We start from the raw sequence: 14,332 nt of genomic DNA, 5'->3' as shown, positions 1-14,332 counted from the left end.
GATCCCCAAACTCCAAGGGAACGGAAAATTGTAATCCTGACTACTACTCTGTGGAGATTTTCTATGAGAAATTGTCCCATATTGGGGAAAAATCCTAATTCAAATCTTCCTCGAATTGCAGAACCCTTCTGGACATCGAAACGGTAAGGTAAGATACAGAAGTTACAGTCATTTTAAACAGGAATGAGACCTTTCCGTGGCATTGCTTCCTAACTCTCCTCTCCCAAAGGAGAGGGGCTGGGGGTGAAGGATGACTCCCTCTGTAAGCGGCGCGGAACGCTTGGGAAGTGTTTCAATCTAGTTTGGAATGACTATGAATGACTATGTTTTTCCAGGATTGATTTCTGCCAGTTGGGATCGCCGTATCGCAGACTACCGCAGTGATCCCCAGACGGTGTTAGGGTAGATGGTAGGCTGAGCAACGTGGGCTGGTAATCTGAATTATGCAAACACTCGATGCAATCCCCGATAAAAAACGAGCAGAGCGAATAACCTGTAGCTACATCAATGCGACCAGCTCCATTCAGGTGGTTCGCATCACGAATATCGAAAACTGGTACTTTGAGCGGGTGGTCTTTCCAGGCCAGCGGCTGCTGTTTGAGGCGGTGCCCGGAGCCAAACTGGAGATTCACACGGGCATGATGGCCAGCTCCATTCTGGCAGACACCATCCCCTGTGAAAAGCTGCGCGTTCGAGAAACGGAGCCGGTGACTGCGGGCGCCTAGATCTCCAGAGGCCAGGGGTGCGGACTAGGTTTCGCGGCCTTGCTGCTTTCTCTCTTCTCTTTCCGAACTGGGGGAAGGCTGAGGTGAGGGGCTGGCGGAGCGGCGGGGCTTGGGAGGTAGGGGGATCTCCAGGAAACGGGCGCTCAATCTCACCAGGCTGGTCTCTTGGGGTGGCCAAGGGATCCCCAACCAACGGGCTGTGAGCTCCAGCAAGCTGGGGGGTGGTGTCGGGGTAGGAGTTGGTGTTGGTGATGGGGTGGGATAGAGATCCAGGCGCGGTGGCCGTGGGGTGCTAACCCGAAAAGCATCGGGGGGCGGTTGGGTCAGAGGTACATTCGGATCCCCGCATCCCAGCAAGCCCAGTCCGCCGGCAAGCAACAGGCCGTACAATTTTCGAGTGCCTCTACTGCCCATGAGTACGCTGCTGGACACCTCCAACAGGGTATCATCGAGAGCCCAAGGTTCTGAGCTGAGCTTGTAGATCTGCCTCCAGGCCGGACAGCTCACGAGCCAGGGTTGCGTAGCGGTTGCCAGTCAAGTTTTTGGCGGTAAACTGCTCCAGCAGTTGCTGATCCCGGGCAACCATTTGGTTGAGATACTGAGCCACAGAGGCTTGTGGATCCTCGATCAAAGCTCGGCACACCTGTAGGGCCATCACCAGTTGGGCCCGCACTTGTAAAAACAGCGATTGGATGTACTTTTGCTCAGCCTCACTGAGTTGCCGAAAATCTCGCCAATGCTGCCCCCCCTGCAGGGATTGTTGGAGCTCGTTGACCCAGTGGTTGTAGTCTTTTACCTTGCGGGCCAGATCGGTGGCAAACTTCATCATCTCAGGGGTGCTGTTGAGCAGGTGGGCCTCCTGCCAACGCTGCCGGATGCGATGCAGGCTTTTTCCCAAGCGCAGGCTGACTCTCAGGATCCCCAACAGGAGCAGCAGTAGGATCCCGGTAGCTGCGGCATAGGACACCCAAGAGCCGGGATCCCGCATCCCCAAGAAGATGACCAAGGCTATTGCTATCAAACCAAAGGCCAGCATGCCCCAGGAGCGTAGCCGCTGTTGCTGCAGACGCAGGTACTCCGCCCGCAAATCAAAGGCCTCGCAGCAAGCGTCCAGATCGGCGGCCATGAGCTGGCGAAACTCGTCCACAGAGATCGGTTCCACACTAATCATCGAGGGCACCCTTAACGCAAGTGGATCGAGGCCAAACGGCATCAAGACCTGCCCTGCCAATCACGGGCAGCTTCCGTGCTTTCTTGTAGAGGCTCCAGCGTTTCGCTGGCCGGAACCACCATCAGCCCATACCCTCCGCTGCGGCAAAAATCGACGATCTCCTGCGTGTCAAAGCGTTCTGCCACGGGCTTGGGCAGTCCCTGTTGAGCCAACCGCTGCGCATATTTTCTTGCCGCAAACGAGCTCTCGAAAGCAATGACGATATCTTGACCCCCAACCTGGCGCGTGCAGATTCCCTCCTGCCCATTGGCTTGGTAAAGCAGCACAATCACCTGGGGGGGCAAGTCCTCTGGGCTGACCCAAGACAAACCCTTCTCAGCCTGGGATCCCCCGCTAAGCAATACATCCCGCGCCTCATTCAGCCGCGCCAGTTGCGCCTCTAGCAAGGGTCTTTGTCGCTCGTCCTCCAGTTCTGCGAGGGCAGTACTGAGGGTTTGGTATTCCTGAAACAGTCGCCCCCGGATCTGCCGCTCGGTTGCATCGGGCGGAAGGTTGAGAATCTCAAGGGCTTCGGTGGTGTTCATCATGGGCTCTGATTTTATTCAAAATCATTGCCTAGACTAGCTGTTCTGAGAGTCCCTGGAGAGAAATTCTCCTATGATCGTGGCTGCCCGCTTTCTCGGCCAGAAGAGAGGGTGGACTCACCGTTCGCGCCAGCGGGCCGGAGGCCTTGTGCGGCGATGATGACTTCCATCTTGGGGCTGCTCAGCAGGGGAATTGACCTGGGGTTGGTCAGATAAAGAGGGAAGGGGGAAGCCCAACTCAAAAGCCTCTCGTGCCAGCAAAGCCAGCAGAGATGGATTCAACTGGGCGCGTTTCACCCGCTCCTTGAGGCGATTCCACAGGTGTGCTCGGTGGATGCGTTCCAACTCTTCTCGCTGTTCACGTATCATGTTGTTCCCACCTCTCTTGTATCAATCCTAACTAAGCAACAGGGGAGCTGGTGTCAGGGAACTTTGATGGATTTTAGGAGATGGGATCCTCATTTTCTCCGTTCGCGCCAGCGGGCCGGAGGCCTTGTTGACCCGCCGGGATCCCTGGGGTTGCCAGCAGGGAACACCATTCACATCTGTAATTTCTTGTGTTGCAGCAAGCCCGTCTTCGGAATGTACAAGGGCGGGATCCGACAGTTTTTCTAGGGACATTTTGGGATCCCTGCGCGCCTTAGAGGTCTTCCACACAGGGAACTGCGGCCTTGACAGGGCCAGCTTGCCCCAATCTATCCAAAAAATGCTGCAGGAGCTGAAAACCGGGTGGGTTGAGGCTGTAGTAAATCCAGCGGCCCTGCTGGCGAGCATTGACCAATTTCGCATCCCGCAGGGTTTTTAGGTGAAACGAGAGCTTGGATTGGCTCACCTTCAGCTCCTCGCAGAGATCACAAACACACAACTCACGCCCCTGCAGCAGTTGCAGCACGCGCAGGCGAATCGGGTCGGAGAGAGCGTGGAACCCCGCCCGCACCTGCTCATCTGTCAAATTCCCCTCTACCTCATCCAGGAACGAAACCATCATTCAACCAGGGTAGCAGGAGTTTTGCGCTCCAGTTGTCGATCAGTTGGACGGCAGGGAAAAGGCGCAACAGTCAACCGGCTCAGCGACGGTAGGTCAACCGCGCTTGAAGATAACACTGCCAACATTCCGTTGCCAACTTTGTGTTCTCTTTAACGTTTCTTGTTGCTGCCTTCACAAGCTCTCCACAGTTTCGCTGAAATCAATCACTGGGATCCGTTATGCGAGAGACACAGTTGCACCGGCTATGGCTGGTGTTGCTGGAAAAAGCTGCTTTGAATCATCTGTTGAAAAGCCTGGGCTGCTCGCGAAGTGTGCAGAACCCTCGCGAGAGCATCTACAAACGGCTCATCAATCTTTTGCCAAGACGGAGACGTTAATCCCGACACAGGGATCCAATACGAGCTTGGCAGGTGGCGATTTCTTGGGGGGTGAGGTTGTCCCAATTGACGTCGCGGCGCAGCACCAAGCCATTGTGCCCAGTGATGAAACGGGGCAGCTCTGCTTGGTCGATCACGCTCAGATCCCGCATGTGATAGGTAGTGTAATAGGTAACATCTGGGCTCTCGAAATCCACGTCGATAAGGGTGAGGGTCTTGCGGGGGGGCAGAGGGCTGCCCAAGAGGGGACGAGGGCCAGAGCCGAGAATGCCGCAGTGAAGCAGTTGCAGTTGCCCTTTGTGGCCAGGGTAGTAGCCGTGGTCGTGGCCGCTGATGTAGGTGTGGACGCGGTACTTCTCCAGCAGAGCCCGTTTGGCATCCGCCTCCAGCAGCACTTCTCCCGGATCGTCGCGCCCAACGGTAATGGCATAGAGGGGTAGGTGGCCGATGACGATGCGCAACTTGGCCTTCTGAGCCCGTTCGCTGGCCAGAGCCGCTTCCGCCCAGGCCATTTGTTCGGGCGGGATGTAATTGCAGGTGGCATCCCAGACTAGGTAAAACACATCGTCTTTTTCAAAGGTGTAGTAGAAGGGAAAGTCCCCCCGATCCACAAAGTTCAAACCTGGGTCGTGGGCCGGATCGTTCCAAAACTCGCGGGCCAGATCCCGTTCTTTTTGAAAGAGAAAGCCGCCCCGCGTGGTGCGGGCACAGGAAGCATCGTGATTGCCCAAGGTAAAGCCGTAGGGAAGTTTGGCCGCACGGATTGGGCCAGCCACATGCCGGTCGAAGGCTGCCCACATGGCGCGAATGCGCTCCTCCGACAGGCGGGGATCCTGACCGGCCACCATATCTCCTCCTCCCAAAACAATATCCGGCTGAAGATAGGGGATGAGGCCGATGCCCCGATCCACCTCTGGGTCGTATTCCACCGAGCCGTAGATGCCGTTCATGTCACTGATGACCAAGAGGCGCAGATCTCGGCGGGGGGGGATGTAGAGGCCATGGGGGGCATCTGGATGGGGGACGACGGTGGGGGTGGGCTGGGGGGTAGGAGAGGGGAGAGCGGCTCTAGGGGATCCGATCCCTGGGGCTAGATGAGAGGGCTGCTGCCGACTGGCCCAATAGGCTCCTGCCAATCCACTGCTGCTGGCCAACCCCAACAAACCCAGAATTACCTTGCGCCGCTGCATGATCTTTGCCCCCAACACTCCAGCGGTATTGTAGAAAATCAAAAGGCTGATGTTGGGCTCTTCCATCTGCGCACGGCCTGGACTCGGCTCGAAGATGGCTATGCGCGGCAGCTCTTGTAGAGTTCGGGGTGTTTTTTGAACAACTGTTGACGCACAAATGCTACCTTGGTAGAGATGAGCAACTACCTATCTCAGACTCGGTATGACTTGAGGTTTTCCATGCCTCGCCCCTTGGATTCTTTGGAAGCTGCTTTGGAACGGTGCCGGGAGTGCAATCTGCGTTTGAGCCGACAGCGCCGTTATATCCTGGAGCTGCTGTGGCAGTGTGGCGAGCACCTCTCCGCCCGCGAGATTTACGATCGCCTAAATCAGCAGGGCAAACCGATTGGCCACACGTCCGTTTATCAAAACCTGGAAGCTTTGGCCAGCCACAACATTGTCGAGTGCTTGGATCGTGCCGATGGGCGCCGCTACGGCAACCGCACCCATCCCCACAGCCACGTGAACTGTCTGGATAGCAACCGCATCTTGGATGTGGACGTGGAGCTGCCGCCTGAACTGCTGGCCCAAGTGGAGCAACAAACGGGCACCCGCATCCAAAGTTACCGCATTGAGTTTTTTGGGGTGGAAAAGCCTGCGGAGCCCCAGCAGTAACCTTGGCAAAGGGATCCCTGCTGCCCTGAGCAAAAGTTGGGCAAAGGTCAGTAAGCTCGATTTTGGCCTTTGCCGATTTGCGACTGGATTTGCTCGAGAGAACTGGCAGGGGCCAGGCATTTGTTGCCCCAGCACACCAGCCCTAGAGCTCCTTCCGGCAGAGGTTCGGTCTCGGTGGGGAGAGCAAAGACGGTGGTGGGCCAAGATCGTTGCTGAAAGGCGGGAATGGAATCGGCCTCCAGGGTGACTTTCACCCAATTGCTATACCAATCCAGTCCGGCAAAAAGGCTGGGGCAGGTGCGCGGCTGGGTGCTCATGATGTGGGCAAAGGTTTTCAAGGCCTGCTCTGCCCGCTCCAGGTAGTCCAGATCTCCAGTGAGGGCGGCAAGGCGCACCAGGTTGGCAATGGCCACCCCATTGGCTGCAGGGGTAGCGTTGTCCTGGAACTCCTTCTCTCGCACCAACAGCTCAGGGGCACTCTGGGCATCGCTGACAAAGTATCCCCCCCTGGCCGGATCCCACAGTTGCGCATCCATCTCCTGCTGGAGCTGGAGGGCAGCCTGCAACCAGTCTTGAGGGGTGGGATCCCCCACCAGGGGCAGGCAGGCTTGCTGCAAGTCCAACAGGGCCTTGATCAGCAGGGCGTAATCTTCCGATTTGGCGGGCACCTGAGCTGTGCCATCGTAGTTCAGGCGCAACAGGGATCCGGTCTCAGGGTGGCGCTGCTGGCTGAGGATGAATTGGGCAGCCCGCAGAGCGAATTGCAGATAGTCTGCGTTGCCGAACACTTGATAGGCCCGCGCCAGGCCGGAGATCATCAAGGCGTTCCAAGAGACGATCATCTTGGTGTCGGTGACAGGTGGGATTCGCCCTGGCCAGGATTGCAGACGGGCCGACTGGGCATCCACTGCCGGAGGGAAGGGAACTCGTCGATCCGCAGAGCCATAGCGTGCCTGAAACAGATGGGTGGTCAAGGCGGCTTCAACTTCTGGCGGCAACGCTCCTCCCTGTTGGCGCTGCAAGACGATGCAGCCGGGCCGATCAGGGAAATTGCCCCCCGGAGACAGGTCAAACGCCTGCTGCAAGGCGCGGAAGGTTTCTTCCCCCAAGAGATCCTGCAGCTCCTGCCAGCGCCAGACGTAGAACTCTCCCTCCTCTGGCTCTCGATCCTCTGCCCGGGCAAAGCTGTCGGCATCTTGAGCGGCGTAGAAATACCCGGCAGGGGCGGTCATCTCTCGCGCCACCCACTCCACCGTCAGCCGCACCGCCCGCTCGATGGCCGGATCTTGGATACCGTGCGCCCACAGATCGGAGAGAAACTCTAGGATCTGCCCGTTGTCGTAGAGCATCTTTTCAAAGTGGGGCACCGTCCAGGTGGGATCCACGGTGTAGCGGTGAAAGCCGCCGGCCACATGGTCGAAGATCCCTCCCAACACCAAGGCCATGCCCCGCTCTTTGGCCCGTTCCAGAGCGCTCATGGAGCCGGGGATCCCTTCTGGTGGGTCGAAGCGGGCCGAACGCAATACCAACTGAGCGTAGGGCATCATGGGAAATTGCTGCACCGCCCCGGCATTGGAGAGCAAAGGCTGGATCTTGGGGATCCCAGAGCGCAGCAGGTCGGCGGGAATGTGGTCTTCCGGCACTAAGTCGCTGAGGGTGGTCAGAGCCGTCAAAATCTGGCCTTTCATCTCCTCTATTTTTTCCTTTTCCTGCCGGTAAAACTGCAGGATGCGCTGCAGCAAGGCCAGAAACCCCGGGCGGCCAAAGCGGGGCTCTACAGGAAAATAGGTGCCAGCATAAAAGGGCACCAGGTCATCGGGCGTGAGGAAAACATTGAGGGGCCACCCCCCCTGCCCGCTCATAAGCTGCAACGCCTGCATGTAGATGCTGTCGAGATCGGGCCGCTCCTCGCGATCCACCTTGATGGGCAAAAAATGGGCATTGAGGAAAGCGGCGATCTCCGGGTTGGAAAAAGCCTCGCCCTCCATGACCGTACACCAGTGGCAACTGGAATAGCCGATGGACAGAAAAATCGGCCTATCCTCGGCCCGCGCTTTCTCCAGAGCCTCGGGGATCCAAGGCCACCAATCCACCGGGTTCTCGGCGTGCTTGCGCAAATAAAGGCTGGAACTTGTGGCGAGGCGATTGGCCATAGGTACACCCTCTCACCTTTTTTTGCTTTTCAGGCTAGCGCGTTCTCCTGCCGAGGCCGAACCAACCCACTGTTGTTCGAGATACACTCACCTGCCTCATTTCCCTGGGATCCCCTGCTCCTGCTCGGCAGCCGGGATCAAAAACTCCAGAGGGCGCCCGTGTAAAACCAAGGTGGTGCTGGGATTTTCCACAAAGCCGATTCGCTCGTAAAAGCCACGCTGATGGGTTGTGAACAGGTAGATGCGCTCCACCGACTGCAGGTGGGGATGGCTGATCAGGGTTTCCACCAACTTGCGGCCAATGCCCTGACGTCGGTAATCGTGATCAACCACGATATCCCAGAGGACGGCCCGGTAAACCCCATCGGAAGTGGCGCGGCCAAAGCCAATCAGGCGCTCCCCATCCCAGGCGCTGACCACCGGATGGCTGTGGGCAACGGCCCGCTCCATCTCCTGCCGCCGGCGATTCTGCGCCCAAAAGGCATTGCGGTTCAACAGCAGGAGAAGTTGATCCAGATCCAGCTCGCCCCGCTCCAGAGAGAAGCGAATGTTGCGGTTGTCCACCGGCTGACGAGAGAGGGCAATGACAGGCTCAGGAGAGGGATCGGGCATGAAGAAGACCTTTGCAGCAGTGAGGGTTGGCAAGGAAGGGGGAGTTCAGCAAAACACTTGGGCCTGACGAACGGAGACTAGCTGGCCGAGGCATTGTCGGCGGCTGGCCCCGCCTGCTCTAGGGCATAGGCTTTGAAGCGCTCCAGATCTGCCTGGATGGTGCTCTCCACCACTTTGCCCACAAACAGGCCATCCAAGATTTTGCCGAGGATCCCCGGGAGCTTGTAGGCCACCGACAGCTTCACAATGGTACTGCCTTTGCGGTCGTAAAAGCGCAGCGCGCCCCGGTTGGGCAGCCCCTCCACCGAACTCCAGCCGATGTGTTGGTGTTTCACCACCGTGTGGGTGCGGGAGATCCAACTGAAGGTGAGGCCGCGGGTATCCAGTGTCCACCGGGACAGCTCCTGATCCAGCAATTCCACCGAGCGGATCCACTTCATCCAACGGGGCATGAGGGTGAGGTTGGCCCACAAATCCCATACCTGCTCAATGGGAACAGGCACCTCCACCTGACAGGTATGCTCTAGCCAATCTGACTCTGACATAGGGCCTCCCACGCAACACCCAGCAGAAACACAAACCATCCAGGGGCTTGGCCACAACGCCTCGGGACGGGATCCCTGCCTTTACAAAATTTTATATCGACCTAAGATAGCATTATCGGCCTCGTGAAAGTTTGGGGCTCTGCGCTTTTTGGCAGCCCGGTTTCTTTTTCGAGCAAGTTGCGGCTGCCCCCCATGAGGGCAATGCAGAAGGCAGGTATCATGATTGCCATCTGCAAGCTCCACTTGCAAAGGTTCGGTGCATCCACTCGGTTGACTTGACGGAACGACCTCACCATGGTTTCTCAATGGAAACAGCATCTGAAGAACTACTTCGTGGCGGGGTTGCTGGTGGTGATCCCTCTGGCAACTACCATTTGGCTGACGGTGGAGGTGGCCACCTGGAGCATTGGCTTTCTGACCAGCATTCCGAAGCAGTTCAATCCCATCCAGGGTTTGCACCCGATCTTGATCAACCTCATCGATCTGGCGGTGGGCCTGTTGACGCCGATTGTGCTCATCCTGTTGATTGGCTTCATGGCCCGCAACATTGTCGGCCAGTGGCTGCTCAATCTCAGCGAACAGTTGCTCCATGCGATTCCGGTGGCGGGGCTGGTGTACAAGACCTTGAAGCAATTGGTCAGTGTTTTGTTTGCCCCCAACAATCAGCGCTTTCGGCGGGTGGTGCTGGTGGAATATCCCCGACCAGGAGCTTGGGCGCTGGCCTTTGTGACGGGCACCATTCAAACTCCCATTCGGCCCGATGGGCCGCAGCGCTCCCTTGGCCTGTTTGTGCCCACCACCCCCAACCCAACGACGGGCTGGTACGCCATTGTGCCGGAAGACCAGGTGGTGGAAGTGTTCATGCCGGTGGAAGATGCTTTTAAGATGCTCATTTCCGGCGGCATTGTCACCCCTGAGAGTTTTGAAGCGGGGCTGCAGCGGCGAGAAGGAGCTTTGGCCGTGACCATGCCCAGTTTGCGGGAGCTGGTGGAGCAGGAGCGGGTGGCAGGATCCCCCAGGGCTGACTCGGTGGGCTCTGAGGTAGGTTTTGAGACTGAAGGGATCCCTTAATCCTGCTTTCCTGTCCCTGCAGAAGGGCCGGGCTGCCAGAGCTGGTATTCTTTGGCCTGTTCCAAGCGCACATAAAAAGGCCGCATCTGCCGATCCAACGCCTCCACTTGCTCGGGGGAAAAGGCTTTCCAATCAGCGCGGCTGGCCCAGCGGAGGATGAGGTGGACAAGTTCAGGATCCTGCTGATCCAGCCAAACTTCTTTGCCCAGAAAACCCGGATGTCGGCGAAGGGCAGATCCCCAAACCTGCTCGTCTTGCTGAAGAAAGGCTGCTACCCCACCGGGAGGAACCCGGAAGCAGAGATGTTCAATAGCGATAGGGCCGGGCGGGCTGGGATGGGTTGACACAAGAACAAGGGCGACAAAGTTAGAGATGGGGATGTGGTCAATTCAAATAGCAACAAGACACTGGCCAGTGCAACAGCTCTGTTCGCGAAAGCGGGCCGTAGGTCTTATCCCTTCACCAACGGAACCACGCTCTCACTCCCGTACTTCTGAACCCATCCCCTCAAGACCCTGGAGTGCTGAATTCTCTCTTCTCGATCCCGCTCTCGATACCCTAACTCTTTTTTTTCGTGTTATTTGCAGCTTCCTGAGAGCATAGTAAATAGCACTGGGTTGGACGCCGAACCTCTGGGCTCTCTCCTTCAGTCGAGCTTCTGGGTACTGGTCCACATCTTGCTGCAGGGCGGCCAAGTCTATCTTGCGTTTCCGGGTCTTGACTTTTGTCGGCCTAAGATCCTCTCGATTCAGCCAGCGATAAACCGTTGCGCGACTGACTTTGTAAATCTGTGCGGCTGTGGTGGGGCTGCCCCCTTCCTGGACATACCCTACGACTCTTTCTCTCAGGTCTAAGCTGTAGCCCATGGAGCTTTCTCCTGAGTCTGCCTTCATGCCATCTTACTTTAATACCGTCTCATCATCAACTGAATTGACCATAGATCTTCGCTCCCCACAAGATCCTCTCAAGACTCGAGGGAAGAAGCTGTCAATCGTTGCAGGGTGGGAATGAAGTCGGGGTAGGAGATGCGGGCACAGTCGGCTCCCCTGAGGAGGGTGGATCCCTGCGCTCCCAGGGCTGCCACCATCAGACTCATGGCGATGCGGTGATCCTCGTGGCTATCGACCTCAGCTCCATGAAGGGGGATCCCTCCTTTGATTTCCAGGCCATCGGGATATTCGGCGACCTGGGCTCCCATGCGGCTCAACTCTTGGGCCATGGCTGACAGGCGGTCGCTTTCTTTCACCCGCAGCTCTGCGGCATCGCGAATCACGGTGATCCCCTCGGCAAAGGCCGCCGCCACCGCCAAAACCGGGATCTCGTCGATCAGGGTGGGGATGAGATCGCCGGCGATGGTGCAGCCGCGCAAGCGGGCCGAACGCACCCGCAGATCTCCCAGGGGCTCACCGGCCATTTCCCGGCAGTTTTCAATTTGAATATCGGCCCCCATCTCCTGCAACACCTGCAGCGCACCGGTACGGGTGGGGTTGAGGCCCACATCCCTTAGCAGCAATTCGCTCTCGGGCACAATGGAGGCGGCCACCAGCCAAAAGGCTGCCGAGCTGATATCCCCCGGCACCTGAACTCTCTGGCCCACCAGGCGGGATCCCCCCACCACGGCCACGGTTTTTGTTTCCGGATCCACCTGAATGTTGGCCCCGAAGGCCCGCAACATCCGTTCCGAGTGGTCCCGAGAGAGAGCCGGCTCGGTGACTTGGGTGGTGCCTTCCGCCAGCAGACCCGCCAGCAAGAGGCAGGATTTTACCTGCGCTGAAGCCACCGGGGAGCGGTAGTGAATGCCCTTGAGGGATCCCCCTTGTACGGCCAAAGGTGCCAACGTCCCACCGGCCCGTCCCCAAATGCTGGCCCCCATCTGCCGCAGCGGTTCTACCACCCGCCCCATGGGCCGCGAGCGCAGGGATCGATCCCCGGTGACGGCAAAAAAGCGCCCGGCTTGGCCAGCCAGGATCCCCAGCATCAGGCGCAAGGTGGTGCCGGAGTTGCCGGCATCCAACACGTCTGCCGGTTCTTGCAGCCGGCCCAGGCCAACTCCCCGAATGCGAACACACTCGCTGTTGAGCTCCGAAATATCTGCCCCCAGCGCCCGAAAGCAGGCTGCCGTACTGCGGGGATCCTCTCCCAGCAACAGCCCTTGGATGGTGGTTTCTCCTTCGGCCAGGGATCCCAGCATCAGGGCGCGGTGGGAAATGGACTTGTCGCCGGGGATGCTCACTTGGCCGCGCAGGCCCTTGGCCGGCGAGAGGGTCAAGATATCAGTAGCAGAAGAGTGAGTCAACACAGCAACCCTGACGGCAGACTGGGCAAAAGCGGCAGCAGTCTCATCTTACTCAGGCCCGGACTCATGCCCCAGAGATCTTACCAGGGATCCCAAGACAGCCTGTCTTTTGACGGCCACCCCTCTTTTCCCAGAGGATCACCTTAACAACATGGATTCCTCGGTCGGGGCCTGGCCTCGGCCTTTTTTTTGCAGATACTGAACTTTGTAGCAGCAGAAATAGAACCCCCGCAGACCGTGCTTGGCAAGGTGTATCAACACGACTCTGTTTTAACCGAGGAGGTGATGGCCTACCTGCAACCCCAGGGGGGCGGTATTTTTTTGGATGTGACGTTGGGAGGGGGTGGACACAGCTTGGCGCTGCTGCGGGGGGGAGCTGCCCGAGTGGTGGGGTTGGATCGGGATCCGGCGGCTCTGCAGGCGGCGCAAGCGCGTTTTGCAGCAGAAGGGATCCCCGGCAGCCGCATCCAACTGTGGCACCTCAATTTTGCCGATTTCGATCTGCAGCAGCATGGCTTTCGGGATGAGCAGGGGCAGGGGATCCCCTTCGATGGCATCGTGGCCGACTTGGGGGTGAGTTCGCCGCAACTGGACTGTCCTGAGCGGGGATTTAGCTTTCGCGGGGAGGGGCCGCTGGACATGCGCATGGATCCCAGTACAGCTCAGGAGACTGCCGCCGATTGGGTTAATCATCGCCCGGTCGAAGAGTTGATCGAGATTTTCACCCGTTACGGCGAAGAGCGATTTGCCCGCCGCATCGCCCATCACATCGAGCAGGCTCGTCCCCTCGCCACAACCACTCAGTTGGCCCAGGTGGTTTGGCAGGCAGTACCTCCGGCAGCTCGGCGAGGCCGCATTCACCCGGCCACTCGGGTCTTTCAGGCGTTGCGCATTGCCGTGAACCGAGAACTGGAGGCTTTAGAAACCTTGCTGGCCCAAGCCCCCACTTGGTTGAAACCCGGCGGCAGGTTGGCCGTGATCAGCTTCCATAGCCTTGAAGATCGCTTGGTGAAATGGGCCTTCCGCAGGGATCCCCGTTGGCAGGTGCTCACCCCCAGGCCCTTGTCCTCTTCCGAACTGGAACGGCAACGTAATCCACGGGCCCGCTCTGCCAAACTGCGAGTGGCTGCCCGCAGCAGTCAGATGTAGCACCAGTCAGTTCTCCCAATCTCAAGAGATCGGCTACTGTGAAGCGGACGGCTAGCCCGCCGAGACCAGGAATCGGGAGAAGGGGGTTGCTATTGGGGGATGCGGGGAACTAGGGTGAAGCGGAACCGGCAGTCCTGCACCGTTGGATCCCTTGGTGTGTGTGAGGTTAAGCCCTATGGTTAGCCAGCCTTTGAACGCAGGTCTTGATCGTCCCAAAAGCCCTCGTCGCCACAGACAGCCTTCTGCTCTGAGCCGACCCCTCTCCGGTACAGTTCAGGCCAGCCGCACCCAACCTTTGAATTTGAAGTTGAAGTCAGCCCATCCTCGCAGCCAGCATCTTGCTTGGGCAGAACACCTAGCCTGGTGGAAGCAAATCTCCACAGGGATGGCTATCCTCTCCGGCGTTTCAGTGTTGAGCCTTTACAGTTGGACTGTGCATACCCAAAGCCGGTGGAGCCAGCGTTACCAGGTGTGGCAGCAGATGCAACGCAACGAACGGCAGTTTCTGCTGACTCAAGAATCCATTGCCAATTCTCTGCGGGAAATCGCCGACCGCTCCGAAATGGTGCCGCTGGTACCGGATCGGATGATCGAGGTGCCGATTGCCTCTCCCAGCCAAGTTAAACCGGATCCAGCCCACCAGGCAACGGCTTTGCCAGAAATCGAAAAAGCCCCTCTTTTCTATCCGGTTGGGTACTAATTCATACGGATCCCGCCCATGACGGCTAGGCCAGCGTCCCCATCTTGCTTTCCCAAAAGCTGTGGGTCTTGTGAAGTCTCAGCGTATCTGATACATTTACGCTGAACACTGCTGAAC

At 58.1% G+C, this 14,332-nt stretch carries 17 protein-coding genes; 5 read left to right on the top strand and 12 right to left on the bottom strand.

Annotated elements, in window-relative coordinates:
• Nucleotides 1–443 precede the first annotated feature (443 nt).
• Nucleotides 444–725: a DUF1830 domain-containing protein gene (locus NW856_RS06550; protein ID WP_414331305.1), complete on the top strand. Its 282-nt coding sequence runs from the start codon at nt 444–446 to the stop codon at nt 723–725.
• Nucleotides 726–749: 24 nt separating this feature from the next.
• Here the strand turns inward: NW856_RS06550 and NW856_RS06545 are convergent, their stop codons facing one another.
• The 6 genes from NW856_RS06545 to NW856_RS06520 form a co-directional block, all read right to left on the bottom strand.
• Complete coding sequence (locus tag NW856_RS06545; protein WP_414399573.1) at nt 750–1,139, bottom strand: hypothetical protein; 390 nt, start codon at nt 1,137–1,139, stop codon at nt 750–752.
• Nucleotides 1,140–1,170: 31 nt separating this feature from the next.
• Complete coding sequence (locus tag NW856_RS06540; RefSeq protein WP_414399572.1) at nt 1,171–1,896, bottom strand: hypothetical protein; 726 nt, start codon at nt 1,894–1,896, stop codon at nt 1,171–1,173.
• Between the two features lie 41 nt (nt 1,897–1,937).
• A complete protein-coding gene (locus NW856_RS06535; RefSeq protein ID WP_414399571.1) occupies nt 1,938–2,483 on the bottom strand; it encodes a DUF3110 domain-containing protein in 546 nt (181 codons plus the stop codon).
• A gap of 114 nt (nt 2,484–2,597) precedes the next feature.
• Complete coding sequence (locus NW856_RS06530; protein WP_414330072.1) at nt 2,598–2,849, bottom strand: hypothetical protein; 252 nt, start codon at nt 2,847–2,849, stop codon at nt 2,598–2,600.
• A gap of 271 nt (nt 2,850–3,120) precedes the next feature.
• Nucleotides 3,121–3,465 carry an ArsR/SmtB family transcription factor gene (locus NW856_RS06525; protein WP_414399574.1) on the bottom strand — a complete coding sequence of 115 codons (345 nt, stop codon included), beginning with the start codon at nt 3,463–3,465 and terminating at the stop codon, nt 3,121–3,123.
• 376 nt (nt 3,466–3,841) lie between these two features.
• The gene (locus NW856_RS06520) at nt 3,842–5,101 is read right to left on the bottom strand and encodes a metallophosphoesterase family protein (RefSeq protein ID WP_414399570.1); all 1,260 of its coding nucleotides are present in this window, start codon (nt 5,099–5,101) and stop codon (nt 3,842–3,844) included.
• Nucleotides 5,102–5,254: 153 nt separating this feature from the next.
• Between NW856_RS06520 and NW856_RS06515 the strand changes: the two genes are divergently transcribed.
• Nucleotides 5,255–5,689, top strand: a complete 435-nt coding sequence (locus NW856_RS06515) for a Fur family transcriptional regulator (protein WP_414331897.1) — start codon at nt 5,255–5,257, stop codon at nt 5,687–5,689.
• A gap of 47 nt (nt 5,690–5,736) precedes the next feature.
• On the opposite strand, the gene NW856_RS06510 is transcribed toward NW856_RS06515, so the two are convergent.
• The 3 genes from NW856_RS06510 to NW856_RS06500 all read right to left on the bottom strand — a co-directional run bounded on the left by NW856_RS06510 (nt 5,737) and on the right by NW856_RS06500 (nt 8,999).
• Entirely contained in the window at nt 5,737–7,842 is a 2,106-nt protein-coding gene (locus NW856_RS06510) for a thioredoxin domain-containing protein (RefSeq protein ID WP_414399569.1), read from the bottom strand.
• Nucleotides 7,843–7,938: 96 nt separating this feature from the next.
• Complete coding sequence (locus tag NW856_RS06505) at nt 7,939–8,454, bottom strand: GNAT family N-acetyltransferase (protein ID WP_414399568.1); 516 nt, start codon at nt 8,452–8,454, stop codon at nt 7,939–7,941.
• Nucleotides 8,455–8,531: 77 nt separating this feature from the next.
• Entirely contained in the window at nt 8,532–8,999 is a 468-nt protein-coding gene (locus NW856_RS06500) for an SRPBCC family protein (protein ID WP_414329520.1), read from the bottom strand.
• 294 nt (nt 9,000–9,293) lie between these two features.
• On the opposite strand from NW856_RS06500, the gene NW856_RS06495 reads away from it, so the two are divergent.
• Nucleotides 9,294–10,070, top strand: coding sequence for a DUF502 domain-containing protein (locus NW856_RS06495; RefSeq protein WP_238376947.1), 777 nt, complete (start codon nt 9,294–9,296; stop codon nt 10,068–10,070).
• Here NW856_RS06495 and NW856_RS06490 read toward each other — a convergent pair.
• The 3 genes from NW856_RS06490 to aroA form a co-directional block, all read right to left on the bottom strand.
• A complete protein-coding gene (locus NW856_RS06490) occupies nt 10,067–10,417 on the bottom strand; it encodes a TIGR03792 family protein (RefSeq protein WP_414399567.1) in 351 nt (116 codons plus the stop codon). The two genes, NW856_RS06495 and NW856_RS06490, sit on opposite strands and share 4 nt — an antisense overlap.
• 132 nt (nt 10,418–10,549) lie before the next feature.
• Nucleotides 10,550–10,936 carry an IS630 transposase-related protein gene (locus NW856_RS06485; RefSeq protein ID WP_414399566.1) on the bottom strand — a complete coding sequence of 129 codons (387 nt, stop codon included), beginning with the start codon at nt 10,934–10,936 and terminating at the stop codon, nt 10,550–10,552.
• A 98-nt stretch (nt 10,937–11,034) separates the two neighbouring features.
• Nucleotides 11,035–12,369 (bottom strand): 3-phosphoshikimate 1-carboxyvinyltransferase, encoded by a 1,335-nt coding sequence (gene aroA / locus NW856_RS06480; RefSeq protein ID WP_414399565.1) that lies wholly within the window; start codon nt 12,367–12,369, stop codon nt 11,035–11,037.
• A 246-nt stretch (nt 12,370–12,615) separates the two neighbouring features.
• Between aroA and rsmH the strand changes: the two genes are divergently transcribed.
• Both rsmH and NW856_RS06470 read left to right on the top strand, forming a co-directional pair.
• On the top strand, nt 12,616–13,515 hold the full coding sequence (rsmH, locus tag NW856_RS06475) for a 16S rRNA (cytosine(1402)-N(4))-methyltransferase RsmH (protein WP_414399564.1): 900 nt from the start codon (nt 12,616–12,618) through the stop codon (nt 13,513–13,515).
• Between the two features lie 175 nt (nt 13,516–13,690).
• Complete coding sequence (locus NW856_RS06470) at nt 13,691–14,215, top strand: hypothetical protein (protein WP_414329297.1); 525 nt, start codon at nt 13,691–13,693, stop codon at nt 14,213–14,215.
• The last annotated feature ends 117 nt before the right edge of the window (nt 14,216–14,332 follow it).

The sequence above is a fragment of the Synechococcus sp. R3-13 genome (genome assembly GCF_047462195.1).
Lineage (GTDB): Bacteria > Cyanobacteriota > Cyanobacteriia > Thermostichales > Thermostichaceae > Thermostichus.
The sequence above is the reverse complement of the archived record's forward strand: the minus strand, read 5'-3'. Positions and strand labels throughout refer to the sequence as shown.